Raw genomic sequence first — 25,999 nt, 5'->3', positions numbered from 1 at the left:
GGCGCGGCTAGTCTAAAGAAGGCTTCTGTGCGATGCAAGGCGCATCCCATGGGGGCTAGCCAAGCAGGAAAAAAACTGACTACACTGACGTTAAGTTTTCTGACGCAGGCAAAGACGTTTTATGACTGATTACTCCCCGCTTCTCAACCGCGTTCCCGCTATTCGACACGGTTTCGGCAACAAGAGTGCGCTGCTGCCTGGGCATCTTCAGCCCTACCGCGCCACCCTGCCGAAAAAAAAGCAGGTACACGGCACACGCATCGTTGACGTCACGCAGGCAGCACAGGCGTGCGGTGAAGCCGATGGGTTCTATACCACCCAACCGGGCATTCTGCTCAGCGTGTTAACGGCAGACTGCCTGCCGGTGATTTTCAGCCGCCACGACGGCTCGGCCATTGCTGCCGTGCATGCCGGCTGGCGAGGGCTGCTGGATGGCGTTCTGGAGCAACTGGCGGCGCGTATCGCCCTAGATGACTCAACCACCAACTGGGTCGCGTCTATCGGCCCTGCGGCCGGCCCATGCTGTTATGAGGTAAACGAAGAACTGGTCGAGCGGTTCAAACAGCAGTTACCGCTGCCCGCCAGCTTAATCAGCCCCCACTATCGTCACCTGGATCTGGCCGCCATCGCCGAATCCAAACTGCGTGAACTGGGGTTCGCCGCCGTGGATCATGCCGGGAGCTGCACTATCTGCACGCCGAATACCGACCCGCTCCAGCCACAGCGGTTTAAATACACCAGCTATCGGCGCAACAGCCATCGACGCGAACAGGATCCCAGTCACCCTGGCATCACCGGACGCAATCAGTACGCGGCCATTATTATCACCGGCGAATAACAGAAACGAAAAAACCCGCACCAAGGCGGGTTTTTTGTACAGCTGACGCTGATTAGATTGCAGTAACGTTTACTGCAGATGGGCCTTTCTGGCCATCTTGGATTTCGAACTCAACGTTCTGGCCTTCAGCCAGGGTTTTGAAGCCGTTACCCTGGATTGCAGAGAAGTGTACGAACACGTCTTTGCTGCCGTCAGCTGGAGTGATGAAACCGAAACCTTTAGATTCGTTGAACCACTTAACTTGACCTTTGATCTTTGCCATCTTGAGTATTTCCTTTGGATTGTTTAAACCGCCCGTAGGCGTTACATAGACAAACTAGAGTCGTTACTGCTTGAGGCACTAAGATAAGGATCGGCAGAGAAGCGGTATTCAACGCTAACGTTTTTACTCAGAACTTCTTTACTGAAAATGCCACACATATACAGAACTGTACCTCGTTTTACCCAGATGCGTTATCACATACTCTGTATTCGATGGCAAGCCATTTTTAATCACTGATGGAGCTGTCGCACATATTTGAAACGGTCGAGAGCAACATAAGCTTAAATAGGCTAAAAGATGTTGAAGCCTTAGCTATTTTCTGCTTAACACTTACACGGCGCTACACTCCGCATCCTGGCTGAATTTTAACAATTCTTTCATCCGATTGACTCATGAATGTTGCAACATATAACCCCAGCCAGACGCTTAGAACGTTAAAAAATTTGAATCTTTATGGAATTTCTTATACGACATTTGAATATCGATGAACGGGCGCATTGGAGACCGGCTGATCCGACCATTGGGTTGCCATCCGGACGGCTCAACGCTGGCATAGCCCACTCCTCGGCAATCCCTTCACCTGCAACAGCACAATAATACCAGGATAAATTATTGCCAGGCTCTCCGACTGACCACAATTTATGCAGCCGACGCACTACCATGAAAATCAAATAGCGTGCCACTTTTGGGTGCATAAGCATGCAAAATCAGAATTTACGCACTGTCGTCGTGCATCCACAGAGAAATACATCCCCCGCAACGCCGTTAAATAACGGCAATAACCTTGAGGTTAGTGCGAACCTATAGCGAAATTAAATCTTAAAAACCGAGCGGGTATTTGCGCGTTCAAGAGCAACGGCGAATTGACGTATTTATTTTATCTTTTATCACGCGTCGGTCCTATTCAGGTCAACCGGTTAGGCCAAGCTGCGGATATTGCCGTCCGGCAAGCCGGACACATCGCTACAACCTGCGGTGGGACTGGCTTGCGGACGGTTGCGGAGGCGAAAGCAGCCCCGTTTGCCACGGATTAACGCTTAAGAGTTAGGCTCAAGCAGGATACGCTCGCCAATTTTAATTGGCCGGAACCGATGTTGCTCTATCCCGGCAAAACTCAACGCCAGTTTTAATTGCTGCGGCGGCTCATCCAATGACTCATCGGCTAATTCAAAAACCCCCCAATGGATTGGAATGACCTTCGGCGCATTTAATTGCTGATACAACGTCACCGACTGTTGCGGATCCATATGCTGTTCCTGCATGAACCAACGTGGTGCATAAGCGCCTATCGGCAACGCCGCCACGTCGAACGGCCCTAAACGAGCGCCAATCTCCGCCAGCCGCTCCGAATAGCCGCTGTCGCCCGAAAAATAGAAACGCAGTGCCGGATGATGAATCACCCAACCGCACCATAAAGAGCGATTGCGGTCCCACAGGGTGCGCATGCTCCAGTGGCGCGCCGGCGTACTGTGAAACGTCAGGTCACCCAACTGCAGGCTATCCCACCAGTCCAGCTCCTCGACCCGTTGCAGGCGATAACGCCGAAACCAACTCTTCAACCCCAACGGGACGATAAAGGTCGCGTGCGGAAAACGGCGCGCCAACTGCCTGATGGTGCGCCGATCGAGATGGTCATAGTGGTTATGCGAGATCAATACCACATCTACCGTCGGTAACTGCTGTACCGTCAGCGGCGTTGGGGTCTTGCGCTTCGGCCCATAAAAACTTAACGGCGATGCGCGCTGCGACAATACCGGGTCAATCAGGATATAACGGCCCTCAAGACGCAGCAGCATTGAGGCATGCCCCAACCACCAGATACCGTTGTCGCTACCGCTGAGATCGGCCTGCTGCCACCAGCGTTGGGTAAACTGTTGGTAACCCATTTGCGGCGGCTTGGGCAAGCCTTGCTGCTTGCGCTCATCCTGCCAGCGCTTCAAATCCCCTTCCCGGCGCAGAGTAGGCTCCGGGTTACGAAAGCCTTGCGGGGTATGGTGCGCTTTGCCGGCATCATAGTAACGATTGGTTATCTTCAAGTTGCTCTCCCGACCACTGCGGACACCCTGCACGGGCTGATTCGATAACATAACAAGATAGTCGATAGGTGCGCTTTGTGAACCGTGCTCATCTCAGCGGGGACCTTTTGGGATATTGTAGTGTCACAGTCCCTGTGAGAATGCCAGGGCCGCCTAGAGCCTGTTAAGCATCTCTTAAGATCCTTGTGTTTTACTTATAGGACATTCAGAAAAGGAGAAGTTATGAGCCGTTCTACATCACGCAAATCACGTGTTCGCATGGGCCGTATCCGTAGCGCGATGCTGGCGCAGATGCAGTATTGGAAAATGTATGCCGCGATGAAGCTGCGCCGCGTACGAATGCCGGCACCGGTGGTGCTGTTGTTTGGCGCGATGGTGAGTTTTTTCATGCTGGCCGTGTTGATGCTTAGCGTGGTCGCTATCGATGTCATCACCACGGTATTCCTGCTGTGCAGGAAGCTGTTGGGATTGGGCCGATCCGCACCGGGCAATGCCTTCATGCCACGCGGCTAAATGTGAATCGGAGGCGCAAAATGCGCCTCCCTTAAACCTTAACGCCTAACGTTAGTGCCTTTGCGACGCGTCAACTTGAACCCTACCCACAACAGCAAGATCCACACCGGCATCAGCAACACCGAGATACGGATCCCCTCGCTGAAATACATGATCACCAGGATCAGACTGAGGAACACCAGGCACAAATAGTTGCCGAACGGATACCACAGCGCCTTAAAGCTCGGGATCACGCCCTGACGGTTTTTCGCCGCGCGAAAGCGCAAATGCGCGAGGCAAATCATCACCCAGTTAATCACCAGCGTGGACACCACCAGCGCCATCAGCAATTCAAACGCCTTGCCGGGCATCACATAGTTGATCAGAACGCCGACAGAGGTCACCAGCGCCGACAGCGCAATCGACAACACTGGCACGCCACGCTTGTTCACCCGGGTCAACGCCTTGGGCGCATTGCCCTGCGTAGCCAGGCCGAACAGCATGCGGCTGTTGGCGTAGACGCCGCTATTGTACACCGACAGCGCCGCCGTCAGGACCACCACGTTAAGCAGGGTCGCCACCAGGCTGCTGTCCAACGCATGGAAGATCATCACGAACGGGCTGCCACCCTCGACCACTTTGTCCCACGGATAAAGCGACAGCAGGACCGTTAGCGAACCAATATAAAAAATCAGGATGCGGTACACCACCTGATTGGTGGCCTTGGGGATACTGCGGCGCGGATCGGCGGCTTCGGCCGCGGTAATACCGACCATCTCCAGGCCGCCGAACGAGAACATGATCACCGCCATCGCCATCACCAGCCCGCTGATGCCGTGCGGCATAAAGCCCCCCTGCTCCCACAGGTTGTTGAGGCTGGCTTGCGGACCGCCGTTGCCGCTGGCCAGCAGCCAGGCACCGAACAGGATCATACCGACAATCGCCACCACCTTGATGATGGCAAACCAAAACTCGGTCTCGCCATACAGTCGGACATTGACCAGGTTGATCAAATTAATCAGAACAAAGAACACCGCGGCGGAAACCCAGGTCGGGATGTCCGGCCACCAGTACTGAATATAAATACCGACGGCGGTCAGTTCGGCCATGCCGACCAAAATGAACATCGCCCAGTAGTTCCAACCGGAAAGAAAACCGGCGAAATCGCCCCAATATTTATAAGCGAAGTGGCTGAACGACCCGGCAACCGGCTCCTCGACCACCATCTCCCCCAGCTGACGCATAATCAGGAAGGCAATGAACCCGCCGATGGCATAGCCCAGCAAGACCGAAGGACCGGCCATTTTAATGGTCTGCGCAATGCCGAGAAACAGGCCGGTGCCAATGGCGCCGCCCAGGGCGATAAGTTGTATGTGTCTGTTTTTTAAACCGCGTTTTAGCGGGGTATCCTGCTGCTGACCGCCCATCTTATCCTCATATGGCGTGGGATCCTGACGCTGTTGCACAAGATTTCGCCATTCAATAAATGTATCTGCGGGCGGCTTTTTAACACTTAACCCCGTGAGCATCAAGGAGAAGCACCCCGGCGACGTCGGCCAAGGCGCTATTTTATGCTGGGACTAACGGCAGTAAAGGCAGGTTTTTAGCTGGACAGACCGCAAAGTTTGGTCAGGTTGCGGGCACCAATCATCAGCGTGGCGACGTAGGACTGGCGGCGTGTTACCACCTCTACCGCCACGCGATCGTTTTGATATTTTATCAGGTAGGTTGACGGCCAGCCCTGTCGGCGCTGACCAAAGCTTTCGGCATGACGATCGATTGCCGCGTGGGCAATCACCAGATGAGACAAGTTTTTATCACCTTTAATAATGCGCTTCATAAACAGGCTCCGCCAGAGACAGTTCTGTTGTCATAAAAAGGGAAAAATCATCAGTAATTCTGGTGTTTCAACGGACCAGCTCGTTGGTTTGCTGACTCAGTAAAAAGCAGATCATTGCCGCGCGCAGCGGGCTGCTGCTGTCTGCCTGCCATTCGCCGCGTTGGGTGATCATGCTCGCCTGCCACTGGGGATTATCGCCCTGGCTGTCGGCATTCAGGCTGATTTTATTGGCGCAGATAATCGGCCAGGCATCGGAGGGATTCTTGCAATAGTCTTTACCTTTCACGCCGCCGTAGGGATACCATTTATCCGGATTTTCTCCGGTGATCAACGCAATGCTACGGTTCACCTCGGCGTCGCTTTCTTCATACCATTTAATCATCGGCTTTATCCATCTTTCGTAGAGTTGGCGCTACATTACGATGCCAATACGACAGATTTATGACAACGCGAGGGCTTTCCACATTATCTCTACTAATGTTTTTTCGGCTTTATCTTTTCCTGAGCGCTGATTACACTTTTTCCCTGTTTTCTTGCGCAGGAATGCCGACATGTTGACTGGCCTCAACCATCTGACGCTTGCAGTAAGCGACGTCAACCGCAGCTTCAATTTTTACAGCGACCTGTTGGGTTTTGCCCCGCATGCTCGCTGGCAGCATGGCGCCTACCTGTCCCTGGGGGAGCTATGGCTGTGTTTATCATGGGACGAGGCGCGAGCCATAAATTCAGCGAAGGATTACACCCATTATGCGTTCAGCGTGGAACCGGCAGATTTTGCCAAGGTTGCATCGCGGCTGCGCCAGGCAGGGGTTGAGGAGTGGAAAACCAACCGTAGCGAGGGGGAGTCGCTGTACTTTCTTGATCCGGACGGACACCAATTGGAAATTCACGGCGGCGATCTGGCCAGTCGGTTGGCGGCGTGTCGCGCAATGCCCTATCAGGGAATGGAGTTTTTCTAGGCGATGCGGGTGGCACACACTGCGGCACGCCACCCGGCAGAAAGTTTGATTAACGCTCGGGGATAAAACCTTTGAAATCCAGCGCCGGGCTGAGATCGTCATCGTCGGTTAGGCTATCGCCACGTGCGCTTTGCGCCAGGCTTTTCAACAATGCAGTCTGCTGACGCTGCTGCTCGGCAATTTCCTGCAGCAGACGGACCTGTTCATTGGCGCGCACACTGGCACGATTCACCAGGAACCAGACCCATAATCCCACCAACAGCGCCAGCACCGCGAGGGCCAGCGAAAGCAGGCTATTCGAACCAAAACCTAAATCGTACATGGACAACCCTATCTACTGCTAAAAACAGGCGGACATCTTAGCACTCCCGGTGCGGGCACGAACATCCTGATAGTAAATTGTTATGCACCGCTGCGCATCTCACCAGGGAATGAAACGGGTAACGGAACACACCCCCAACGCAAAGGAGCCTCCCTCATCGCAGTAGCTATCCAGCGCCAGCAGATAAAAAAACAGACAGGCCGCTAGAAACGCCACTATCACGAGGACTTTTTTTCGCAACAAATTTAGCAGCCTCATTGTTATCTTGATAATCTGTTATCCATGCTACCACAGCTAACTTAAACGAAGTTTAACCTGTCGTTTAGAATCCGTTTTGACGATGACTTTTCAGATTGTTACCGTTGCAGCCTGCGTCGGCGCGTGGCTATATCGCAACGACGGTAAATAACCAGGAGTCATAATGAGTAAGCTGATTAAAGGGTTGCTGCTACTGGCAGTGGTGTATGGCGTATTTTTGTTTTCGGGATATGGCGTATTGGTCGGCAGCAACAAGAACGTGGCTGGCCTGGGATTGCAGTGTAAATACATGACCGCACGCAATGTGGTGATTGCTCAGTATCTGCACGGGGACAACGGCGTCATTGGCGTGGCCGACTGTCCGTTGTTCAAAAAAGTCGAAACGGTGGTGGATTGATCACCACCGCCCGAAACCGTCGCTAAGCGGCGGTTTCCCCATCAGTTGCGGGTAAACTTCATCTCAATCAGCGCAATCGCTTTTTCGATCGCCCTGCGGGTCACGGGATCGGCGCCGGCAGGATGAGTGGAGAAATCGATGCTTTTCAGCTGGCTTGCCATCTTGTCGCGCACCTCGGTCGGCGCGATAACGTCGATAACATCCAGAATCTGTTTGATCACCAGTTGGCAGGCAACCAGGTCGGAGGCCAATTCCTGATCGTTGCTCAGCATGTCGGACATAATTACTTTCCTTCTTGATTCAGTCGCCGCACAGAATAGCATGTCACCTGACGCTTTGCCGCCCCCTGGCCGTTTGCCGCTGAATTTTCAACGTTATTGCGCATCGGGCGCCAAAATGCCCGGTTGAATTGGCCTATACTTAATGTTTAAGCGACGCGCTTATCGGCGCATCCTTCAGCCACACCCCCAACAGGAGAAAGTTATGGCAAACCACAATGTGAAATCCTGGGCAACCGTGCGTGAAACCTCGGTTGAGATCGCGGAGGCAATTTTTGAGCTGGCAAAAAACGATGAGGTTCTGGCACAGAAAATCTGGGAGGAAGGCAGTGACGAAGCGTTGCAACTGGCTTTCACCAAAACCAGTGCCGACCAGCTGTACTGGGGCGAAGAAACCGTAGAGCGAAAAAACGTCTAATCCACGCAAGCTCACCAATAAAAAGCCCGGGTCACTGCTGCGCCCAGGCTTTTTCGGTTTTCGGTCAACCCCGGCTTGGGGTCATGTTGTTCCCTGAAATCACGGCTCTTCACCTCCCACACCTTCCGCATTATTCATTCTCATCACCGGCGTCACCATAAAAGCGACAACGCCTACAATCACAACCAGAGTAATAATCACTGTCATTAACATGCGATCACCCCATCAACGCTGAATTGTCACGGCTGACTCTGCTTTGGCGGTTATTTTTTGCGGCCAGAACCACTGCGGTATCAGCGGTAGCGGGCAACCTCAGATTAGCCGTTTTTCCTTCCGCCTGACAAGCTGCCTGACAATAGTTTTTCCGAATAATTTCGCCTGGGTGACGGCGCTCTTTTTGTCCATGGCGGCAAGTTGTGTATACTTCAGCGCTATGTAGATCTCACACAGACGCACTGATGATACAAGAACACCACCTCTCATTAGTCTGCGCCCTCAGTAAATGGGTCGAAACTCACCTTGGAAGAGTGATCCATCTTGAAGAGCTGGCCGAATATTCCGGCTACTCCCTGTGGCACATGCAGAAGCTGTTCAAAGAAGCGACCGGGATTTCGCTGGGTAAGTATATTCGCGAACGCAGGTTAGCCGGGGCGGTTTACCAGTTGCGTACCAGTGACGCCTCCATCTTCGACATCGCCCTGGATTTCGGTTTTGGCTCGCAGTCGCATTTCACTTATATGTTTAGAAAGCGCTTCAACATCACGCCTTATGATTTCCGTCAGGATTTAAGCGTCGACCTGCACATCGCCCCGCCGCTGCACGTCATTCATCAGAAAACCGCCTGATCCCCTTTCCCGCCGCCGCTAACGGCGGGCTAATGCGCCCACAGCACCACTAAAATAGCGATCAATGCGGGCAGCGCCTGTACACGGAGGATCTTGCGGCTCGCGGTCAGCCCACCAAACACGCCCGCCACCAGCACGCACCCAAGAAAGAACAGTTGCACCGCCGGCTCCTCACGCCAGACGCCCCAGGCCAATCCTGCCGCCAGAAAACCATTATATAATCCTTGGTTGGCCGCCAGTACCCGCGTGGCCGCAGCAAACTCTGCTGTGGTGGCGAACACTCGCCTGCCGGTAGGCTTCTGCCATAGGAACATTTCCAGGATCAGGATATACAAATGGATCGCGGCAATAAGCAACACCACTATATTAGAGAGAATTATCATTGTAATCTGCAGGGTTAATCAGCGATTGGGTTTTATAAGTATAACCGCACTGAGAATATTACGAATATATCGACATAAAAAAACCCGCCGCAGCGGGTTTATTGCATAATCATTCAGAGTTAGCTCAGAACAACAACCAGCATGGCTGCGATAGAGATCCAGAACGCCGCCGTTGCAATAACAACATGGGATAATCTTGCACGATAGAGTACTTGGCTCATATTAACCTCACAGGCTTCTGACTAGCGGTAGATAACATCACTTCTTGAAAGTTATCTTAATCCACTGCTCCGACCATTTATTTGCGCCAGATCACTATTTACCAGATAAACTATATCGGTGCGAAAACATGGAATTCCGATCACATTAATTTAACGTTAATAGAGCGAAATGAATAAAAATATCCCGTTGTTATAGCACGAGAGTCTCAATCATCGCTCCAGGGCAGGCGTGGCGCGGTCATACGGGGGCCACAATAGCCGACGACATCGGGAAAACGTGAATTCCCCTGCTCCCAATCATGCTGTGCGCGAGTAATCTCTTGCTTGCTGTGACCGACAAAATTCCACCAAATGAGAATCTCTTCGTCTAATGGCAGCCCACCGATTAATAATGCGCGACTGCCCTTCTTGCCATGTAACTCGATACGGTTAAGATTTATACCTAAATAGGCAAATTCATCAGGTGAAAATTTTTCATCATTAACCTCAAATGCACCAATAAGGGGCAATAAGCCTATTTCAAAATCTTCTCGCAAAGGTAATTGCAAATAGCCGTCAGCCTGCCATTCCAAATCCATGGCGATTAACGGCGAAAAAGTCGACACCGGAGAGCGATATTGTTCGAACTCCCCCACCAGCAAAGTATGTTTGACCTCATCGCGCAGCCAGCACGGCAAGTCGGGATAATGATCGAAACGCGGCGCCGTATCGGCATGTTCTGCGGGTAGCGCAATCCACAATTGCGCGGCATGCAAACGCCGTTGTTCACCGGTCGACTGTTCGGTATGCGCTATACCTCGCCCTGCCGTCATCAGATTAACCTGCCCGGGTCGTATCACCTGCTCACTGCCCAGGCTATCCCGGTGCAGCACTTCCCCTTCAATCATCCAGGTAAAGGTTTGCAGACCGATATGCGGGTGTGGGCCGACGTCCATCCCTTGCGAGGTACCGCTGAATACCGAGGGGCCAGCATGGTCGAGAAAGCACCATGCACCCAGCGTACGCCGTTCACGGGTGGGCAAGGCACGGCTTATCGGGATACCACCAACTTCGGCGTTGCGCACGGCAATACGTTGGATCTGACGGATGCCGTCAACCACAGGACAATCACGGGAAGAGGATGAATAGGTTGGGCGGGAATTGCTCATGGTAAACGCCTCCAGAACGACACACGGGTTGAGTGAGTAGCTGGACGCCAGCTTACCATGAGCCAGCGACCAGAACGCAACCCGGGAGGCAGAAGGCTACGACGCCTTTATATAGCAGCCTTTGATGTCGACTTCATCGCGTGCATGCTTTAGATCGGAAAAGTAAGTCACACCAAAAAGAATTGATACCACTAACAACACGGAAACCAGTAAACCGATAACGGCCAACAGCTTGGTTTCATCGTGGAGATTGTGCTCCATTTTATCTCCTGTATTGAACGACATCACGTCAGCCATAGCGTGACTGAAAGCGTAAAAATGATCAGGGAACAGGACGCTATCGCCAGCACAATGACGGCGAATTGTGCGTCTCCCAAAGTTTCACGGTAGTTTTTATCTTGTGAGGTATTACGTTGTTGTTTCACAGAATCTATCTTAACTCATCACGCGTTAACGTTTTTGTGAAGGGTGATTGATAAAAGCCCGCCATTGCGGGTTTGTCAGATTCCGCGCCCAATGCCACTCAGACCTCAAGAGTGGCAAGACGCTATCAACTTTCCTCACCAGGGTCAACACTCCCCCAGAACTGAGATGACCAAGATTACGATGCATTCAAAAGTCTTATTAAGACAATAAAATAATTAGGCTAACTTATGCAAGTAAACATAAAAAAAGCCCGATAACAAATCGGGCCAGGCAGTGTGTCGTGCTGCTGTGGGTGTTACTGCGGAATACGCAGTACCTGTCCCGGATAGATTTTGTCCGGGCTGGACAGCATTGGCTTGTTCGCTTCGAAAATCTTGTTATACAGATTCGCGTTGCCATACACTTCTTTCGAAACCGCGCTCAGGGTGTCGCCTTTCTTCACGGTATAGAAACGGCTTTCGGCGGCGGCTTGTTCAACCGCTACCTTGTCTTCCACGCCGCTGATACCTGCCACGTTACCGATGGCCACCAGGATCTTCTCTTTCAACTCCTGACTGACCGCATCCCCGGTTACCACGGCTTTACCGTCAACCACCTGCACATCAACCTTATCGATACCCGGCAAGCCGGTTTTATTGAGATGGTCCTTCAGTTTGGCGCTTTGATCTTCGGCTGTCGCATTGCCGGTCACTGTGTCCCACAGTTTCTCGCCCGCTTCTTTGACGAAGTTAAACAAACCCATATTCACTCCTTTCGATGGTTACAATGTTGCATTGACTTAAGGCTTGTTAAGCTTAGCACTGCAAGAGGGATATTCAATTGGTCCTGCAGTATTAAGCAGTTAGAGTAATCCGAAAGTGCCAACTTTCGTTGCCAATCTGTACTTTTGTGCAGCACCTGACATGAAACAATCGCCGAAGTTACCTACAATAAGAGCATGGAAGGATAGGAGAAAGGACATAAGAAGCGATGTACGCCTTGGTGATGTTTGTCTGTTATCTGGACGGCGGCTGCGCCGATATCGTGGTTGACGTGCTGCGTGACGAACGCCAGTGCCTGATCAGTATGAAAGAACAAAACCTGCGCCACGCCGGCTGCTTCCCGTTTGAAGATTTTATCGATGGTTTTTGGCTACCCGCCAACGAATATGCGCCGATGTAAATCGCCAAAAGACTTTTATACTAATTTCCTCTGAGGAATTTCTGAATTCACTGGAAAGCAGGCATGTCGACGATGCTTTATGCCGCTATTTTGCTAAATTGCCTCACCCGAACGATATGGAGATGGCGCGATGCCCGTTTCTACCTTCTCAAACGAACACTATGAAGCCCTGTTGCGCGACGTCAGCCTGGTGGTCGGCGGTGCAGTCATTCAACTGATCAATCTCAACAAAAAAGTTTCCGGCAATAATATTCTGGCCCATTTGGTTAGCGAGATTGAACATGAAACCAACCAGCAACGCTTTGCTACATTGCGTTCCGCCATCGAAGTGATGGGGCAAGCCCCCAAAGGTTAACAACCCAATAGAAAAGGCAGAGCTTTCGCTCTGCCTGATTACCGTTTTATCCCGACACAGGAAGAAGGTAATGGTGTTGAAACTTAGAAACGATAGGTCAGGTTCACTGCCACGACGTCGTCGGTGCTCAGCTTCAGTTTGTTATCGTCGTTCAACTGGTTGATTTTGTAGTCAACGTAGGTGTACATGTTTTTGTTGAAGTAGTAAGTCGCACCCACTTCCACGTATTTCACCAGGTCAACATCGCCAATCCCTTCGATATCCTTGCCTTTAGACTGCACGTAGGCCAGAGAAGGACGCAGACCGTTTTCAAACTGGTACTGAGCCACAACTTCGAAGTTCTGCGTTTTGTTGGCGAAGCCAGAAACACCGTTGCCGCTGATTGGCGTCATGTTGCGCGTATCGGCGTACATGGCAGCCAGGTAAACCTGGTTGGCGTCGTATTTAATCGCCGTGGTCCAGGCCGTTGCGCTGTCGCCTTTACCGTAAGCAGATTTTTTCTGATCGCTGGTGCGGTTGGAATCCGAGAATGCCGCCGCTACGCCGATGCCGGAGCCGCCGATGTCCTGGTAATCCAGAGACATGCCGTAACCGTCGCCGTTTTGTTTGGTCACACCGCGGCTGTCGCTGTCGTTTTTGCCCTGGTACTGCAACGCCAGGTTCAGACCCTCCACCAAGCCGAAGAAGTCGCGGTTACGGTAGGTTGCCAGACCGTTGGAACGGGCGGTCATAAAGTTGTCGGTGTAGCTGTAGGAGTCGCCGCCGTATTCCGGCAGCATGTCAGTATAGGCTTCTGCGTCGTACACCACGCCGTAGTTACGGCCGTAGTCGAATGAACCGTAGTTGGCGAACTTCAGGCCGGCAAAGCCCAGACGGGTTTTGGTGCCTGCTGTGCCCTGCGCTTCATCGTGGTTGGCCTGGACGTTGTATTCCCACTGGCCGTAACCGGTCAGTTGGTCATTGATTTGCGTTTCGCCTTTAAAACCGAAGCGGACATAAGTCTTGTCGCCATCTTCGGATTTGTCATCGCTGAAAACATGTTTGGCGGCTACGCGACCGTACAGGTCGAGTTTATTGCCATCTTTATTATAAATTTCTGCCGCGTTGGCAAAGGAGGTCATTGCCCCTAAGGCAATAGCTAAGGCTAATACACTGCGTTTCATCATTTATTTTCCTAGATATTATAATTTTAATTTCTGCCCATCACGCCCAATTTATGGTTTGGGCTGTGATCTTTATCATTTAGTGTTTTATGAGCGCCTCTAATTAAGAAGCCATGTGACATTAGCATCATGAATCCAAACTTAAAATAAAAAAGTTCATAAAACACCGTGGATAAAGCATGTTTATTTGTAACCAAATATTACAAAAAGAAGACCAATCAAACCATTGATTCATATTGATATTTATTACATATCTTATAACCAACTTGGTGCAATGCACCAAATCGGTGCAATTTAGTTTCCTTTTGTATGCTTTCCATTCGATTCATAAATACCATGAATCTTAGCGTGGTTATTAATAACGTTACTTATTTCACATTTTTAACTGAGCAAAGTCATTGCGGTGATTTAGTGTGATTCGCCACGTTTTAAGCCCATCTTTTACCGCTTCGAATAATTAAATCGATTCAAACCATCAAAAAATGACGGCAAAAATAAATTCAACTTAAAAATATAAGTATCGAGAGAGAGACTATAAAGAAGGGGGAGTAAGGGGAATTGGCAGCAGGATATACCATCGTTATTTAAGGTTGCAGCCGACATCGCTACAACCTTAAATACTGTAAGTATAAAAACGTATTCAATATTGACAGGTCAATACAGCGTGCTGCGCGGCGCTTCAATCAGCACCATACCGGCACGCAATCCCAGTGCGACCTGGGGATTTGGGAACAAAATCCATTCTCTGGCATGCTGAACCCGGTACTCCTCCCCCGGTTGTTCACACAGTAACGTCCCCTGCTCCAGCTCGGTAAAATTGGCGGTATCGTCACTGAGATGCAGCTTGAACGCTTCGCTACGTTTGATCAGCGATCGCTCAACGCGGAACACCCGCAGAGCCTCCCCCATTCGCTGCTGCAAGGCTTCATCACTGACTGCCGCCTGCAGAGCACGGTTAATGGCCGCAAATTGCTGTAAATCATTGCTACCAAACGGCCGTGCCTTGCCCAGTTCCAGCGTACAGCTGGCGGCGCCGGCATGCTCACTGGTGAAATTACTGAAGGTGCCGCCCGCCGCACTGTGGATCACCAACGCATCCAAATCGGCCGCGTCCAGCAATGCCAGCATCTCGGCACTGTAAGGCCGGGTCTGAAAAGGAAGAATACCAAAGCGCGGCAGGCACGAATCTCTGATCGCCGTATGCAGATCATAATGGAAACGCGTCGCTTGCTCACCGTCGAAAAACGCGGCGACTGCCTGCTCCAGCTGCTGCGCCCGCACGGTTTCGTCGCTGTGGCTGAAATCGCGATAGCGGCCGCCAAACATCCGGTTCATGTCGCTGTGCAGGTAGCGTTTATTGGCGCGCATTGACGGTGGATTACCCAATATCACCAGCAGCCGAACCGCCAAAGCCCGCCCCCCGCCCAGCAAATCCTTGACCAGCTGATTGAGCAGCTCAATGGGCGCCGTTTCATTGCCGTGGATCCCCGCCGACAGCACTATCGCCTGCCGGTATCCCTCGCGCGGCGTGATTTCCAGCAGGCCTTCCCCCAGCCAACGCCAGTGTAAATCCGCATTTTCGCCCTGTTGCTCTACGGGCGTTTGCCCTTCCAGCGTCAAAGCCAACAAATCAAACATGATGACATCGCCTATTGTTGGAAAGGATAAACCGATCCCAGTCCAAGGATGGTCGTCAGGGTATCCAGCGCATCGCGCCCTTCGCGTAGCAATTGCGGGTCCGCCAAATCGTTCTGCGTCAGGCGATCCCGGTAATAGCGGTCAACCCAGTCATTGAGCGTAGCGAACAGCGTATCGTTCATCATCACGCGCGGATTGACCGCCCGCAATTCCTGCTCGTTCAGCGCCACACGTAATCGCAGGCAGGCAGGCCCACCGCCATTGCGCATACTTTCACGCAGATCGAACACCTTGATTTCATCGATCGGTCCGCCACTGGCCACCATCTCACTCAGATAGCCCCACACGCCGTGATGCTGACGCGACTCTTCCGGCACCACAATCATCATCTTGCCGTTAGGCTTAGTCAGAATTTGGCTGTTGAACAGATAGGTCGCTACCGCATCCGCCACGGAAACCCGCTCCGTCGGCACCTCAATCGCCACCAGTTCGCTGTCCAGCGACGCCATTTTGCGACGCACTTCATCCAGTGCCTGCTGCTGATAAAACGCCTGCTGATGGTGGAACAATACATTCTGGTTACTGACGGCGATAACGTCGTTGTGGAATACGCCCTGATCGATCACCGCCGGGTTCTGTTGCACAAACACCGTATGTTGCTCATCCAACTGGTGCAGACGGGCAATCGCCTCCCCGGCCTCGCGCGTCTGGCGTGCCGGATAGCGCGTCGGGGCGATTTCTCCACCAAACTCCTGGCGGCCGTAGACGAACATCTGCACGCTGCGCTTGCCATAATCGCCGCCCAGCCGGTTGTGGTTGGCCGCGCCTTCGTCGCCAAACAGCGCCACCTGCGGCAAGGCCTCATGGTGGGCGAAATGGCGTGGATCGTTGAAAATCGCCCGCAGCACGCCGGTGGTGGTCTCGGCCTCAATCGCGCGATGGAATTTGTTGTTCAGATTGGCCGCGGTGAAATGCACTTTGCCATCCGCGCTGTCCGCCGAAGGTGAAACCGTGGCCGCATTGGCGGTCCACATGCAAGATGCCGAGCTGAGCGCAGACAACAGGCGCGGAGACTGCTTCATTGCCTGCGCCAATACCGTTTCGTCGCTGCCGCTGAAGCCCAACTTGCGCAGCATCGGCAGGTGCGGCCGTTCCTGCGGCGGCAATACCCCCTGCTGAAAGCCGAGATCCGCCAGCGCCTTCATCTTCAACAGCCCTTGCTTGGCCGCCAGTTTCGGGTTCGACACGCTGTTTTGATGCTGGGTCGAGGCTTCATTGCCAAACGACAACCCGGCATAGTGATGCGTCAGGCCCACCAGACCATCGAAATTGACTTCATATCCTGACATGCTGTTCTCCTGGGCCGAGCAGGCTCGGCCCTACTCAAAACATACCCTATGAATTTCAAGTTGCAGCCAGGCGAGCAGTTTGCTCATCCCCAGTTATTGTAGGGGCGCTACATGCTGTGCCCGCGTTAAACGGGGCGAACTTATTCGCCCCGCTGCGGCTTGAAAGGCGACGGGTAAAATTTAATTAAACGACAACCCCGGTGACAGACTGGCCGGCAGCGTCAGGCTTTCGCTTTCCAATGACGCCATTGGCCAGGCGCAGTAATCTGCCGCGTAGTAGGCGCTCGGGCGGTGGTTGCCAGACGCCCCGACACCGCCGAAAGGTGCCGCGCTGGAAGCCCCGGTTAAAGGTTTGTTCCAGTTGACGATACCGGCACGTGCTTCCAGCAGCAGATGATCAAACTGCTCACGCTGCGGGGAGACCAGCCCAACCGACAGGCCATAACGCGTCTGGTTGGCGATACGCAGCGCCTCATCAAAGTCGTTATAGCGAATGATGGTGGTCAGCGGGCCGAAATACTCTTCGTCCGGTACGTCCCGCACCCCGGTCACGTCAATAATGCCCGGGCTGAGCAGCGCGCTGCCGCTTTCCAGACGCTGCATGGTCAGCAGGGCTTTGCCGCCCAGCGCCAGCAGGTGATGTTGCGCCGCCAGCATTTTTTCCGCCGCCGCCGAAGAGATCACGCCGCCCATAAATGGCTGCGGTTCAGCGTCCCAGCGCCCGACACGCAGCGCACTCGCCACCTGCACCAAACGCTCGATAAAGGCATCGCCCTCACTGCCGCGTTTTACCAGAATACGGCGCGAGCAGGTGCAGCGCTGGCCGGCGGAAATAAACGCCGACTGAATCGCCAGGTTAACCGTCGCATCGCGATCCTCGATCTGATCGATGATCAGCGCGTTGTTGCCGCCCATTTCCAGCGCCAGGATCTTTTCAGGCTGTCCCGCCAACTGGCGATGCAGGTGGTAACCGGTGCCCGCGCTGCCGGTAAACAGCAGGCCGTCGATGTCCGCGCTGGCGGCCAGCGCCTCGCCGGTTTCACGCCCGCCCTGCACCAGATTGAGCACCCCATCAGGCAGCCCGGCCTGTTGCCACAGCTTCAGGGTTTCCTCGGCAGTTTGCGGCGTCAGTTCACTCGGTTTAAACACCACAGTGTTGCCCGCCAGCAGCGCCGGCACGATGTGGCCATTCGGCAAATGGCCGGGGAAGTTATAAGGGCCGAACACCGCCAGTACTCCGTGCGGGCGGTGGCGCAACACCGAAGCGCCGTCCGCCATCGCAGTCTGGCTCACGCCGGTACGCGCCTGGTAGGCCTGCAATGAAATCGCCACTTTGCCGATCATCGCCTGCACTTCGGTCAGCGTCTCCCAACGCGGTTTACTGGTTTCACGGCTGATCACCGCCGCCAAAGAAGACTTGTGCTCTTCCAGCAAGGCAGCAAAACGCTTCACCAGCTGTTCGCGTTGTTCGAATGGGGTACGAGCCCAGGCCGGAAAAGCGGCGCGGGCCGCTTCACAGGCGGCAGCAACATCGCTGCCGTCGGCGGCGTTGGCCTGCCACAGCGGTTGGTTATCAACCGGATCGGTTTTGCTGAACGCAGCGCCATGGCCTTGCTGCCAGGCGCCATTAATAAAGAGTGCAGGATGTGACATTACGCTTTCTCCTGTGCAATAAGGGGGATGACCCGCACCGGGCTGCCTTGTTCAACGCCCAGCGCCTCGGCGGTAGCGGCATTGAGATGCAGACGGTCGTCATACAGATCGGCATTGACCAGCAGTGCGCGGTAATTCTCATAATGATCGTTGGCCACCAACAGAGGCGGCGCATCAGCGCGCATCGGGGTCTCATCCAGCACCACTTTCACCAAGCGGCTTTGTTTGACCGCGCGGATCTGATCGATTTCCGCCTCCAGCGTTGGGCCGCCGTCGAAGATATCGACATAGCCCTGATAACGCAGGCCTTCGGACTCCAGTACCCGGCGCGCAGGCACCGTCTGTGGGTGCACTTCGCCAATCACTTTTTGCGCGTCTTCAGCCAGGAAATCGACGTACAGCGGGTGTTTCGGCATCAGTTCGGCGATAAACGCTTTCTGGCCGGTGCCGCTCAGGTAGTCCGCTTTGGCGAACTCGATGGAAAAGAAATGATTCCCGACGCTCTCCCAGAACGGCGAACGGCCCTCTTCATCAGAGAAACCGCGCATTTCGGCAATCAGCCGGGCGGAGAAACGCTCACGGAAAGCGGCGATAAACAGGAAGCGTACCTTCGACAACAGCTTGCCGTTTTCGCCGTGACGGTAGTCCGGATCGAGGAACAGCGTGCACAGTTCGGAATGGCCGGTGTGATCGTTGCTGAGGAACAGCGTCGGCACCGATTTATACACGTTCAACTGTTTGGATGCATGCACCTGCGTACCGACGCGGAAGCTGTACCAGGGTTCTGTCAGCCCGACGGCCACTTCAATCGCGCAAACCCCTACCGCCTGCTGGCGCTCGCTGTCTTCCAGCACAAACAGATAACACTGGTCACCACGCGGAAGTTCGCCTTGCCAGGTTTTTAACGCCCGCTCAATGCGTGCCGACAAGGTATCTTCATCTTGTGGCAGGGAAGTGAGACCGATACCGGACTTACCGGCCAGCGTCAGTAAGTCAGCCAAATCGCGACGCTCTATAGGGCGAATAATCATCATAATGCGAACCTCGTCTGAATCAGGCTGCGCCGGTAAGGGCGCAGCCTGTGTGTTAGCTGCAAATCCGCGCCACGGCTCGCGCGAATCGCGCCAGCCCCTCTTTCACATCCTGCTCAGGAATGACCAGTGAAGGGGTGAAACGCACCACATCCGGACCGGCGATCAGGGCAATCACGCCCTCTTCGTTGGCAAACTGAGTGATCTGCTTCGCCTTGCCGGCGTAGTCTTTGGTCAACTGGCAGCCAATCAACAGGCCGCCGCCGCGGATTTCAGAGAAAATCGGATACTGCTGGTTAATCTTGTTCAGGCCGTCGAGGAACCACTGGTGGCGTTGCTTAACCCCTTCCAGCACTTCCGGCGTGTTGATGACGGAGAACACCGCGCCCGCCACCGCCGTCGCCAGCGGGTTACCGCCGTAGGTGGTGCCGTGGGTGCCAACGCTCAGGGTTTTGGCCAGTTCGTCAGTGGTCAGCATGGCGCCGATCGGGAAGCCGCAGCCCAGCGCTTTCGCGGTGGTCAGCACGTCTGGCACTACGCCGTATTGCATGTAGGCGTACAGGTCGCCGGTACGGCCCATGCCGGTTTGCACTTCGTCGAAAATCAGCAGCGCACCGTGGCGATCGCACAGCTCGCGCAGGCCTTGCAGGAAAGCAGCATCGGCCGGCAATACACCGCCTTCGCCCTGAATAGGTTCGACGATCACCGCGCAGGTGTTGTCGTTAATCACTTCTGCGGCGGCGGCCAGATCGTTAAATGGCGTGTGGGTGATGCCGCCCGGCAATGGCGCAAAGTCCTTGGAATACTTGGGCTGGCCGCCGGCAGACACGGTAAACAGCGTGCGGCCGTGGAAGGCGTTGTTGAATGCCACAATCTGGTTCTTGCTGTGGTTGCCGTTATCCAGTGCACGTTTACGCGCCAGTTTCAGCGCCGCTTCGTTGGCTTCTGCCCCGGAGTTACAGAAAAACACCTTATCGGCAAAGGTGGCGTCAATCAGCAGCTTGGCCAACCGCAGCACCGGCTCGTTGGTATAGCCGTTGCCCAGGTGCCAAAGTTTGCCCGCCTGCTCCACCAGCGCTGCGGTCACGACCGGGTGCGCATGGCCCAGCGCGTTAACCGCAATGCCGCCAGCAAAATCGATGTAAGACTTACCTTGCTGATCCCATACCTGCGAGCCTTCTCCCCGTACCAGAATAAAATCAGCGGGGGCATAAACCGGGACCATCCAGTCGTCGAAAGACTGGCGGGTAACTGCGATTGGCTGTTCCATAATGACCTCATAACTTCAGCAAAGACTGAATTTTGACTGTAAGGGCCGCTCCAGCCTGGATGGTCCACAACAAAACATAAAAAACCGCGCCGTTCGATCCGTTTTTTAGCCGGTGATAACTCTGCCTTTCACCGCCTATTCAGAAACAAATCTGTTACATCAACCGCGTTTTTCGCTATTTATACCGGGTATCAGGTCCTGTAACGGGGAATAAATGTTAACGAGCAGTTAAAATACATGCCGTTTGATAAAGAGTGTAGAGCAGCTATCGTGCCAAAACGGGATTTTTGGCGAAAAACGCGTTTTTTTTCGGTAAAACAACGGCTTATAATGCATACTTATTCAATAAATATGCATTGCTAATGAATAATTGGAAAAATAAGGCGAAAAATCATCATTGGCTGCGAAATCCTATTCAATGACAAAAAACTTCGATATTTCTGATCGCGCTCGCAAAAATAATTTGGCCTGATTTGCTCCCCGTCACACTTTTGCCCCATTCGGGTGCAGAAAATGCACCAGATGCGGGCAAACCCGCGTCATTACAGGTCCTGCGTGACCCTGTCTGGGCCAAAATCGGGCGTGAACCTGGGCAACGGCCGCGTCAGATCTCATATTTGTTAACTTGCCGAACAAAATGTTGACAGTCCGCTGACGCGATAATAGGTTAATTTCAATGGAACACGTGTTCCATGATGAAAAAACACACACCACATCGACTGCACAGGATCGGGGTTATCATGGCTCAAGTCTGCTTGCGTAATAATAAAAGTCTCACCGGGGTTGCACTGGTCGTGCTGCTGGGCCTGCCCCTTTCCGCCAGCGCCAACACCAGCATTACCTTCGCCAACTATTTACCCAATGATTACATCAACAAAGTGATTAAAGACTTTGAGGCGGCGCATCCGGATATTCAGGTGCAGTCGATCAAATGCGGCTTCGCCGACTGCCATCAAAAGCTGACCACCGCGTTGGCCGTTGGCCAGGGCGCCGCCGATATCTTCAGCGTCAGCACCATCAAACTCGGCAGCTTCGCCAACTCCGGCGGCCTGAATAACCTGAGCGCCCCGCCATTCAGCATTGATAGCCAGGGTTGGCAGTTCGATCCTTCGATGATCAGCCTGGCAAAGGGTAATGACGGCAATATCTATGGCGTGCCTTACGACACCGGGCCGGTGATCATGATCTACCGTAATGACATGGTGCAGAAGGCAGGCGTAAAGATTGAGGACATCACCCAAAGCTGGGACAGCTTTATCGCCTTCGGTGAGAAGCTGAAAAAAGAGCAAGGCGCCTACCTGCTGCCGGCGGCCACCAGCCTGATCAATCCTCTGGTGGTGGGTATGAACAGCGAACCGGGCAAGCCGGTCTACACCAAAGACGGCAAGCCCAACCTGGACTCACCGCAGATCAAACAGCTGATGACGGTGATCAAAACGCTGTATGACAAAGGGCTGGCAGCCTCCCTCGACGGCTCCACCAACTCGCAGGAATACATCAAGCTGTACCGGCAGGGAAAACTGTTCGCCGATATCGATGGCCCGTGGGATGAAGGCCGCATCGAGCAGGAACTGGATCCGGACGGTGCGAAAGCCGGTCTGTGGCGGGTGACCGGCGTGCCGGGCAATATCAAGGTCAACGCAGGCGGCACCACGCTGGTGATCCCCAAGCAAAGCAAAAATGCTCAGGCGGCCTGGCAATTCATTCAATATTTTATGCAGCGTGACGTGGTGATTGACGCCGCGAAAACCGCCGGTACCTTGCCTGCTCGCCTCGACGTGTACAACGCGCCCTACTTCGACACGCCCAGCAGCATTCTCGGCGGCCAGCACTCAATGCGTTACTACGCCAGCCTGGTACCGGACCTGAAACCCGTGGCTTCCTCGCCGGAAGACAATATTGCCAACGAAATTCTCAACGAAGCGGCGAAGAAGATCCTGGTGCAGCATCAGGATATCGACAGCACGCTGCGCGATGCCAATAAGCTGCTGGAGCGGCGGATGCGCGCCCTGTAATCATCAGCCTGCGGCGGCTTAGCGGCCGCTTTTTTTCGTTTTCCGTCGGTTCGGGGAGTCTATGCGTAAGCGATTTTTCAAAGGGCTGCTGCACGATCACCGCACCGCCTACCTGCTGCTGCTGCCGTTCATGCTGCTGTTTGCGGTGTTCAACGCCTTCCCGATTTTTTTCTCGGCGTTTCTCTCATTCCAATCCTGGAACCCGGTAAAAGGCCTGAGTTCGATGAAGTTTGTCGGGCTGGATAACTTTTACTATGCCTTCACCGATGACGCCTTCTGGGTGTCGCTGGCCAACACCATTAAAATCACGTTGGTGTCCGGCCTGTGCCAGCATCTGTTCGCCATCACCCTGGCTTATTCACTGTTGCACATCATCGTGCGCGGCAGACGTTTTTTGAAGGCGGCGATCTTCCTGCCCTACATCACCTCTTCCGTCGCCGTCAGCCTGATTGTCTTCAACCTGTTCTCGCCGGTCGGTATGGTCAACGAGCTGTTAAGTGGATTGGCCGCAAAGCTGCACCTGAGCGCGCTGGCCGCCGCGTTGCCGATCAACTTCTTCGACAGCGACTGGATCCGCTTCACCATCGCCAATCAGGTGACCTGGAAGTTCACCGGTATCAATACGGTGATTTACATGACCGGCCTGGCCTCTATTTCGCCGGACCTGTACGAAGCGATCGAGCTGGACGGTGCAGGCCGCTGGCAAAAATTCCGCTATATCGCACTGCCGCTGTTGGCCCCCTTTATTTTCTTCGCCACGCTGATGACGCTGATCGGCAACATGCAGCTGTTCAATGAACCCATGATCCTGACGCAGGGCACCGGTGGCGTCGACAACAGCGGCCTGACGGTATCGATGTACGTCTACAAGACCGGTTGGTCCTATCTGGATATGGGCACCGCTTCGGCCATCTCCTGGATCCTGTTCCTGCTGATTGCGCTGGTCAGTGCGCTGGTGTTTTGGGGTTTCGGCAACCGTGGAGGACTGAAGAATGATCGCTGAGGGTCGCCGTTTCGACACCGGCAAACTGGTGATTTACCTGCTGGTATCGCTGTTCGCCTCGCTGTCGCTGTTCCCGTTCTATTGGTCGGCGTTGCTGGCGACACAGGACACCCGCAGCATCATGGGCATGTCACTGCGCTTCGGCAGCCACCTGCTGGAAAACTACCGGGGGCTGGAGCAACAGGTGCCTTTCACCCGCTCGCTGCTCAACACCCTGTATGTCACCGCCATGGCCACCTTGACCAGCGTGCTGGTTTCCGCCGCGGCGGGCTACGCCTTCAGCGTCTATCAGTTCAAGGGCAAAAAGGTGTTATTCACGACCCTCATGTTGACCATGATGGTGCCCAGCGTGGTCAATCTGGTGCCCTACTTCTTCGTGATTAAAAGCGTTGGCCTGCTCGATCAGTTTGCCGCCGTCTGGCTGCCCGCCGGGGTGAACATCTTCGGGATTTTCCTGGTGCGGCAATACGTCAGTTCCTCACTGCCCAGCGAAATACTGGACAGTGCGCGCATGGACGGCCTGAATGAACTGCAGATATTTTTGCGTATCGGCCTGCCGCTGATGCGCCCGGCGCTGCTGACGGTGGCGATCGTGGTGGTGGTCGATACCTGGAACAACTTTATGTTGCCGCTGGTGGCATTGCAGTCGCCGGACAAGCAAATTCTCCAACTGGTGCTGCGCAGCCTGAGCGGCGCTACCGCCACGCCGTGGAACCTGGTGATGACCGGCAGTTTCCTGGCGATCGTCCCACTGCTGATCGCCTTTATCTTCTCGTCCAAACAAATGATGGAAAGCCTCACCCGTGGGGCGGTCAAAGGGTAAACTTATGCAATTCATTGATATTTTTATTGAAAACGGCACAGCAGCGCGCCAGCAAGTCATCCTGTTTACCGCGGCGGAAGGTTCACTGCCGGTGACGCTGCAAAACGCCGGCCTGCAACAGGCCGCCGTCGGCGTGCTTTATCCGCTGGGCGATGGCCGTTTTGCGCTCAATATCGGCCCTTCCCTGACGCCTGCGGCGCTACAGGATGCCGGTGCCGGCATCGCCGCCGGGCAAAAAGACTTCGGGCTACAGCACCTGCGTCTGACACTGGATCAAGGCTTATCGGCCGGTACAGAAACCTGGCGCTGGCTGCTGTTCGGCCTGCGTCTGGGCGCTTATCGCTATCAGCACCATGCCAGCGCCAGGCTAACCGACCCAACCCATCCCCTGGCCAGCCATGATGCGACAACGCAGGCGCTGTGCGACTGGGCCAATCTGCATGCCGAGGGCGTGATCATCGGACGTGAGCTGATGAATAAGCCGGCCAATATTCTCTATCCGGAAAGCTTCGTGGCGGCCGTCGCGCCATTGCCCTTTACTCATCTGCGCCAGGAGATGCTGGATGAGGAGCAGATGGCGCAGCTGGGCTTCGGTGGCCTGCTGGGCGTCGGTCAAGGCAGCGCCCGCGCATCGCAATTACTGATCCTCGATCACCATCCCGCCAATGCACGGCATACGCTTGCGTTGGTCGGTAAAGGCGTGACCTTCGACAGCGGCGGCATCAGCATTAAAGGCGCGGCACGCATGAGCACCATGAAATTCGACATGGGGGGCGCGGCAGCGGTGGTGGGTGCCATGCGTATCATCGACGCGCTGCAACTGCCGATCCGCGTGATTGGCCTGTGCGGTCTGGTAGAAAACATGCCCTCTTCCCGCGCACAGCGCCCCGGCGACGTGGTGACCATGCACAACGGCAAGTCGGTGGAAATCATTTCAACCGACGCCGAAGGCCGCATGGTGCTGGCGGACGTCATCAGCTATGCCCAGCAGCGCTTCCAGCCCGACTTTTTGCTCGACATCGCTACCCTGACCGGCGGCGCAGGCGTGGCGCTGGGCAAGGAGTATGCGGCCATGATGGGTAACGACGACGACTTTCTGGCGCAGGTCACCCTAGCGGGCAAGGCCAGCGCCGAGCCGGTGTGGCCGATGCCACACGGCGGCTGGTATCGCGGGGTACTGAAGTCTGAATTTGCCGATTACCGTCACGGCGGTGAAGATCCGCACGGCAGCCCCTGCGTGGCAGCGACCTTTATCGGCGAGTTCGTCCAACCGGGCCAGCGCTGGGCGCATCTGGATATTGCCGCCATGTCTACCGATATGCCGCACCGTAAGCTGTACGCCAACGGCGCGTCCTCATTCGGCGTGCTGCTGCTGGCGCGATTGAGTGCCCTGCTTGCCCAGACGGAGCGCTGAT

At 54.3% G+C, this 25,999-nt stretch carries 31 protein-coding genes; 12 read left to right on the top strand and 19 right to left on the bottom strand.

The features are described from left to right. The first annotated feature begins 121 nt into the window (after positions 1 to 121). Entirely contained in the window at positions 122 to 838 is a 717-nt protein-coding gene (pgeF, locus tag H5P17_RS06520) for a peptidoglycan editing factor PgeF (protein ID WP_182821969.1), read from the top strand. 52 nt (positions 839 to 890) lie between these two features. On the opposite strand, the gene cspE is transcribed toward pgeF, so the two are convergent. The 3 genes from cspE to H5P17_RS06505 form a co-directional block, all read right to left on the bottom strand. After that, on the bottom strand, positions 891 to 1,100 hold the full coding sequence (gene cspE / locus H5P17_RS06515) for a transcription antiterminator/RNA stability regulator CspE (RefSeq protein ID WP_002221949.1): 210 nt from the start codon (positions 1,098 to 1,100) through the stop codon (positions 891 to 893). Between the two features lie 41 nt (positions 1,101 to 1,141). Continuing rightward, positions 1,142 to 1,258 (bottom strand): DUF2627 domain-containing protein, encoded by a 117-nt coding sequence (locus H5P17_RS06510; protein ID WP_071593021.1) that lies wholly within the window; start codon positions 1,256 to 1,258, stop codon positions 1,142 to 1,144. An 879-nt stretch (positions 1,259 to 2,137) separates the two neighbouring features. Beyond that, complete coding sequence (locus H5P17_RS06505) at positions 2,138 to 3,136, bottom strand: MBL fold metallo-hydrolase (protein WP_182821967.1); 999 nt, start codon at positions 3,134 to 3,136, stop codon at positions 2,138 to 2,140. A 222-nt stretch (positions 3,137 to 3,358) separates the two neighbouring features. Here H5P17_RS06505 and H5P17_RS06500 point away from each other — a divergent pair, with 222 nt between their 5' ends. Further along, positions 3,359 to 3,649: a hypothetical protein gene (locus H5P17_RS06500; protein WP_044551939.1), complete on the top strand. Its 291-nt coding sequence runs from the start codon at positions 3,359 to 3,361 to the stop codon at positions 3,647 to 3,649. Positions 3,650 to 3,687: 38 nt separating this feature from the next. On the opposite strand, the gene H5P17_RS06495 is transcribed toward H5P17_RS06500, so the two are convergent. The 3 genes from H5P17_RS06495 to H5P17_RS06485 all read right to left on the bottom strand — a co-directional run bounded on the left by H5P17_RS06495 (position 3,688) and on the right by H5P17_RS06485 (position 5,850). Then, the gene (locus tag H5P17_RS06495; RefSeq protein ID WP_182822112.1) at positions 3,688 to 5,055 is read right to left on the bottom strand and encodes an amino acid permease; all 1,368 of its coding nucleotides are present in this window, start codon (positions 5,053 to 5,055) and stop codon (positions 3,688 to 3,690) included. A gap of 176 nt (positions 5,056 to 5,231) precedes the next feature. Then, positions 5,232 to 5,468, bottom strand: coding sequence for a DUF4060 family protein (locus H5P17_RS06490; RefSeq protein WP_020827308.1), 237 nt, complete (start codon positions 5,466 to 5,468; stop codon positions 5,232 to 5,234). 67 nt (positions 5,469 to 5,535) lie between these two features. Further along, positions 5,536 to 5,850: a phage protein NinX family protein gene (locus tag H5P17_RS06485; RefSeq protein ID WP_182821965.1), complete on the bottom strand. Its 315-nt coding sequence runs from the start codon at positions 5,848 to 5,850 to the stop codon at positions 5,536 to 5,538. 169 nt (positions 5,851 to 6,019) lie between these two features. On the opposite strand from H5P17_RS06485, the gene fos reads away from it, so the two are divergent. Beyond that, on the top strand, positions 6,020 to 6,427 hold the full coding sequence (fos, locus tag H5P17_RS06480) for a fosfomycin resistance glutathione transferase (RefSeq protein WP_182821963.1): 408 nt from the start codon (positions 6,020 to 6,022) through the stop codon (positions 6,425 to 6,427). A 49-nt stretch (positions 6,428 to 6,476) separates the two neighbouring features. Here fos and H5P17_RS06475 read toward each other — a convergent pair whose 3' ends face one another. Beyond that, positions 6,477 to 6,749, bottom strand: a complete 273-nt coding sequence (locus H5P17_RS06475; protein WP_044551944.1) for a YebO family protein — start codon at positions 6,747 to 6,749, stop codon at positions 6,477 to 6,479. A gap of 99 nt (positions 6,750 to 6,848) precedes the next feature. Then, a complete protein-coding gene (locus H5P17_RS06470; RefSeq protein ID WP_044551945.1) occupies positions 6,849 to 7,007 on the bottom strand; it encodes a PhoP/PhoQ regulator MgrB in 159 nt (52 codons plus the stop codon). A 163-nt stretch (positions 7,008 to 7,170) separates the two neighbouring features. On the opposite strand from H5P17_RS06470, the gene H5P17_RS06465 reads away from it, so the two are divergent. Further along, a complete protein-coding gene (locus tag H5P17_RS06465) occupies positions 7,171 to 7,404 on the top strand; it encodes a YobH family protein (RefSeq protein WP_020827312.1) in 234 nt (77 codons plus the stop codon). Positions 7,405 to 7,445: 41 nt separating this feature from the next. Here H5P17_RS06465 and H5P17_RS06460 read toward each other — a convergent pair whose 3' ends face one another. Next, positions 7,446 to 7,685 carry a DUF2766 family protein gene (locus H5P17_RS06460; RefSeq protein WP_004945684.1) on the bottom strand — a complete coding sequence of 80 codons (240 nt, stop codon included), beginning with the start codon at positions 7,683 to 7,685 and terminating at the stop codon, positions 7,446 to 7,448. A 202-nt stretch (positions 7,686 to 7,887) separates the two neighbouring features. Here H5P17_RS06460 and H5P17_RS06455 point away from each other — a divergent pair, with 202 nt between their 5' ends. Together H5P17_RS06455 and H5P17_RS06450 are read left to right on the top strand one after the other, a co-directional pair. After that, the gene (locus H5P17_RS06455; RefSeq protein ID WP_044551947.1) at positions 7,888 to 8,100 is read left to right on the top strand and encodes a YccJ family protein; all 213 of its coding nucleotides are present in this window, start codon (positions 7,888 to 7,890) and stop codon (positions 8,098 to 8,100) included. 458 nt (positions 8,101 to 8,558) lie between these two features. Then, entirely contained in the window at positions 8,559 to 8,945 is a 387-nt protein-coding gene (locus tag H5P17_RS06450) for a helix-turn-helix domain-containing protein (RefSeq protein WP_041414657.1), read from the top strand. Between the two features lie 29 nt (positions 8,946 to 8,974). Here the strand turns inward: H5P17_RS06450 and H5P17_RS06445 are convergent, their stop codons facing one another. The 4 genes from H5P17_RS06445 to lysM form a co-directional block, all read right to left on the bottom strand. Next, entirely contained in the window at positions 8,975 to 9,328 is a 354-nt protein-coding gene (locus tag H5P17_RS06445; RefSeq protein WP_044551949.1) for a DUF1304 domain-containing protein, read from the bottom strand. A gap of 427 nt (positions 9,329 to 9,755) precedes the next feature. Further along, entirely contained in the window at positions 9,756 to 10,697 is a 942-nt protein-coding gene (locus tag H5P17_RS06440; RefSeq protein WP_044551950.1) for a pirin family protein, read from the bottom strand. A gap of 96 nt (positions 10,698 to 10,793) precedes the next feature. Continuing rightward, the gene (locus H5P17_RS06435; RefSeq protein WP_020827317.1) at positions 10,794 to 10,958 is read right to left on the bottom strand and encodes a hypothetical protein; all 165 of its coding nucleotides are present in this window, start codon (positions 10,956 to 10,958) and stop codon (positions 10,794 to 10,796) included. Positions 10,959 to 11,418: 460 nt separating this feature from the next. After that, on the bottom strand, positions 11,419 to 11,865 hold the full coding sequence (gene lysM, locus H5P17_RS06430) for a peptidoglycan-binding protein LysM (RefSeq protein WP_020827318.1): 447 nt from the start codon (positions 11,863 to 11,865) through the stop codon (positions 11,419 to 11,421). A 227-nt stretch (positions 11,866 to 12,092) separates the two neighbouring features. Between lysM and H5P17_RS06425 the strand changes: the two genes are divergently transcribed. Both H5P17_RS06425 and H5P17_RS06420 read left to right on the top strand, forming a co-directional pair. Beyond that, complete coding sequence (locus tag H5P17_RS06425; RefSeq protein ID WP_012145560.1) at positions 12,093 to 12,284, top strand: YebW family protein; 192 nt, start codon at positions 12,093 to 12,095, stop codon at positions 12,282 to 12,284. Positions 12,285 to 12,414: 130 nt separating this feature from the next. Further along, on the top strand, positions 12,415 to 12,639 hold the full coding sequence (locus H5P17_RS06420; protein WP_182821961.1) for a biofilm development regulator YmgB/AriR family protein: 225 nt from the start codon (positions 12,415 to 12,417) through the stop codon (positions 12,637 to 12,639). Between the two features lie 83 nt (positions 12,640 to 12,722). On the opposite strand, the gene ompC is transcribed toward H5P17_RS06420, so the two are convergent. From ompC to H5P17_RS06390, 6 genes are all read right to left on the bottom strand, one after another. Then, positions 12,723 to 13,805, bottom strand: coding sequence for a porin OmpC (ompC, locus tag H5P17_RS06415; protein ID WP_304621575.1), 1,083 nt, complete (start codon positions 13,803 to 13,805; stop codon positions 12,723 to 12,725). 651 nt (positions 13,806 to 14,456) lie between these two features. Beyond that, entirely contained in the window at positions 14,457 to 15,440 is a 984-nt protein-coding gene (gene astE, locus H5P17_RS06410) for a succinylglutamate desuccinylase (protein ID WP_182821959.1), read from the bottom strand. 11 nt (positions 15,441 to 15,451) lie between these two features. Next, positions 15,452 to 16,789 (bottom strand): N-succinylarginine dihydrolase, encoded by a 1,338-nt coding sequence (astB, locus tag H5P17_RS06405; protein WP_182821957.1) that lies wholly within the window; start codon positions 16,787 to 16,789, stop codon positions 15,452 to 15,454. Between the two features lie 180 nt (positions 16,790 to 16,969). Next, positions 16,970 to 18,442 carry a succinylglutamate-semialdehyde dehydrogenase gene (astD, locus tag H5P17_RS06400; protein WP_044551955.1) on the bottom strand — a complete coding sequence of 491 codons (1,473 nt, stop codon included), beginning with the start codon at positions 18,440 to 18,442 and terminating at the stop codon, positions 16,970 to 16,972. After that, positions 18,442 to 19,476 (bottom strand): arginine N-succinyltransferase, encoded by a 1,035-nt coding sequence (gene astA / locus H5P17_RS06395; protein WP_044551956.1) that lies wholly within the window; start codon positions 19,474 to 19,476, stop codon positions 18,442 to 18,444. Before astA ends, astD begins: the two co-directional genes overlap by 1 nt. Positions 19,477 to 19,528: 52 nt before the next feature. Beyond that, positions 19,529 to 20,743: an aspartate aminotransferase family protein gene (locus tag H5P17_RS06390; RefSeq protein WP_182821956.1), complete on the bottom strand. Its 1,215-nt coding sequence runs from the start codon at positions 20,741 to 20,743 to the stop codon at positions 19,529 to 19,531. Positions 20,744 to 21,483: 740 nt separating this feature from the next. Between H5P17_RS06390 and H5P17_RS06385 the strand changes: the two genes are divergently transcribed. The 4 genes from H5P17_RS06385 to H5P17_RS06370 all read left to right on the top strand — a co-directional run bounded on the left by H5P17_RS06385 (position 21,484) and on the right by H5P17_RS06370 (position 25,998). Continuing rightward, a complete protein-coding gene (locus H5P17_RS06385; RefSeq protein ID WP_182821954.1) occupies positions 21,484 to 22,758 on the top strand; it encodes an ABC transporter substrate-binding protein in 1,275 nt (424 codons plus the stop codon). A gap of 61 nt (positions 22,759 to 22,819) precedes the next feature. Then, the gene (locus H5P17_RS06380) at positions 22,820 to 23,761 is read left to right on the top strand and encodes a carbohydrate ABC transporter permease (protein WP_182821952.1); all 942 of its coding nucleotides are present in this window, start codon (positions 22,820 to 22,822) and stop codon (positions 23,759 to 23,761) included. Beyond that, positions 23,751 to 24,584, top strand: a complete 834-nt coding sequence (locus tag H5P17_RS06375; protein ID WP_020827410.1) for a carbohydrate ABC transporter permease — start codon at positions 23,751 to 23,753, stop codon at positions 24,582 to 24,584. Before H5P17_RS06380 ends, H5P17_RS06375 begins: the two co-directional genes overlap by 11 nt. Before the next feature lie 4 nt (positions 24,585 to 24,588). Beyond that, positions 24,589 to 25,998, top strand: coding sequence for a M17 family metallopeptidase (locus tag H5P17_RS06370; RefSeq protein WP_182821950.1), 1,410 nt, complete (start codon positions 24,589 to 24,591; stop codon positions 25,996 to 25,998). The last annotated feature ends 1 nt before the right edge of the window (position 25,999 follow it).

This window comes from Serratia sp. OS31, assembly GCF_014164835.1.
In the GTDB taxonomy this organism is placed as follows: Bacteria; Pseudomonadota; Gammaproteobacteria; order Enterobacterales; family Enterobacteriaceae; genus Serratia; species Serratia liquefaciens_A.
Note: the sequence above shows the minus strand (reverse complement) of the source record. Positions and strands in the feature narration are given on the sequence as shown.

Excerpts from the sequence above, each read along its gene's own strand:
- H5P17_RS06375 (WP_020827410.1), top strand. The coding sequence starts at position 23,751 with ATGATCGCTGAGGGTCGCCGTTTCGACACCGGCAAACTGGTGATTTAC.
- pgeF (WP_182821969.1), top strand. The coding sequence starts at position 122 with ATGACTGATTACTCCCCGCTTCTCAACCGCGTTCCCGCTATTCGACAC.
- cspE (WP_002221949.1), bottom strand. The coding sequence starts at position 1,100 with ATGGCAAAGATCAAAGGTCAAGTTAAGTGGTTCAACGAATCTAAAGGT.
- H5P17_RS06495 (WP_182822112.1), bottom strand. The coding sequence starts at position 5,055 with ATGGGCGGTCAGCAGCAGGATACCCCGCTAAAACGCGGTTTAAAAAAC.
- H5P17_RS06390 (WP_182821956.1), bottom strand. The coding sequence starts at position 20,743 with ATGGAACAGCCAATCGCAGTTACCCGCCAGTCTTTCGACGACTGGATG.
- H5P17_RS06460 (WP_004945684.1), bottom strand. The coding sequence starts at position 7,685 with ATGTCCGACATGCTGAGCAACGATCAGGAATTGGCCTCCGACCTGGTT.
- ompC (WP_304621575.1), bottom strand. The coding sequence starts at position 13,805 with ATGATGAAACGCAGTGTATTAGCCTTAGCTATTGCCTTAGGGGCAATG.
- H5P17_RS06385 (WP_182821954.1), top strand. The coding sequence starts at position 21,484 with ATGGCTCAAGTCTGCTTGCGTAATAATAAAAGTCTCACCGGGGTTGCA.
- H5P17_RS06490 (WP_020827308.1), bottom strand. The coding sequence starts at position 5,468 with ATGAAGCGCATTATTAAAGGTGATAAAAACTTGTCTCATCTGGTGATT.
- lysM (WP_020827318.1), bottom strand. The coding sequence starts at position 11,865 with ATGGGTTTGTTTAACTTCGTCAAAGAAGCGGGCGAGAAACTGTGGGAC.
- H5P17_RS06420 (WP_182821961.1), top strand. The coding sequence starts at position 12,415 with ATGCCCGTTTCTACCTTCTCAAACGAACACTATGAAGCCCTGTTGCGC.
- astD (WP_044551955.1), bottom strand. The coding sequence starts at position 18,442 with ATGTCACATCCTGCACTCTTTATTAATGGCGCCTGGCAGCAAGGCCAT.
- astA (WP_044551956.1), bottom strand. The coding sequence starts at position 19,476 with ATGATGATTATTCGCCCTATAGAGCGTCGCGATTTGGCTGACTTACTG.
- H5P17_RS06440 (WP_044551950.1), bottom strand. The coding sequence starts at position 10,697 with ATGAGCAATTCCCGCCCAACCTATTCATCCTCTTCCCGTGATTGTCCT.
- H5P17_RS06510 (WP_071593021.1), bottom strand. The coding sequence starts at position 1,258 with ATGTGTGGCATTTTCAGTAAAGAAGTTCTGAGTAAAAACGTTAGCGTT.
- H5P17_RS06455 (WP_044551947.1), top strand. The coding sequence starts at position 7,888 with ATGGCAAACCACAATGTGAAATCCTGGGCAACCGTGCGTGAAACCTCG.
- H5P17_RS06370 (WP_182821950.1), top strand. The coding sequence starts at position 24,589 with ATGCAATTCATTGATATTTTTATTGAAAACGGCACAGCAGCGCGCCAG.
- H5P17_RS06380 (WP_182821952.1), top strand. The coding sequence starts at position 22,820 with ATGCGTAAGCGATTTTTCAAAGGGCTGCTGCACGATCACCGCACCGCC.
- H5P17_RS06450 (WP_041414657.1), top strand. The coding sequence starts at position 8,559 with ATGATACAAGAACACCACCTCTCATTAGTCTGCGCCCTCAGTAAATGG.
- H5P17_RS06470 (WP_044551945.1), bottom strand. The coding sequence starts at position 7,007 with ATGAGGCTGCTAAATTTGTTGCGAAAAAAAGTCCTCGTGATAGTGGCG.
- H5P17_RS06425 (WP_012145560.1), top strand. The coding sequence starts at position 12,093 with ATGTACGCCTTGGTGATGTTTGTCTGTTATCTGGACGGCGGCTGCGCC.
- H5P17_RS06500 (WP_044551939.1), top strand. The coding sequence starts at position 3,359 with ATGAGCCGTTCTACATCACGCAAATCACGTGTTCGCATGGGCCGTATC.
- fos (WP_182821963.1), top strand. The coding sequence starts at position 6,020 with ATGTTGACTGGCCTCAACCATCTGACGCTTGCAGTAAGCGACGTCAAC.
- astE (WP_182821959.1), bottom strand. The coding sequence starts at position 15,440 with ATGTTTGATTTGTTGGCTTTGACGCTGGAAGGGCAAACGCCCGTAGAG.
- H5P17_RS06465 (WP_020827312.1), top strand. The coding sequence starts at position 7,171 with ATGAGTAAGCTGATTAAAGGGTTGCTGCTACTGGCAGTGGTGTATGGC.
- H5P17_RS06485 (WP_182821965.1), bottom strand. The coding sequence starts at position 5,850 with ATGATTAAATGGTATGAAGAAAGCGACGCCGAGGTGAACCGTAGCATT.
- H5P17_RS06435 (WP_020827317.1), bottom strand. The coding sequence starts at position 10,958 with ATGGAGCACAATCTCCACGATGAAACCAAGCTGTTGGCCGTTATCGGT.
- astB (WP_182821957.1), bottom strand. The coding sequence starts at position 16,789 with ATGTCAGGATATGAAGTCAATTTCGATGGTCTGGTGGGCCTGACGCAT.
- H5P17_RS06475 (WP_044551944.1), bottom strand. The coding sequence starts at position 6,749 with ATGTACGATTTAGGTTTTGGTTCGAATAGCCTGCTTTCGCTGGCCCTC.
- H5P17_RS06445 (WP_044551949.1), bottom strand. The coding sequence starts at position 9,328 with ATGATAATTCTCTCTAATATAGTGGTGTTGCTTATTGCCGCGATCCAT.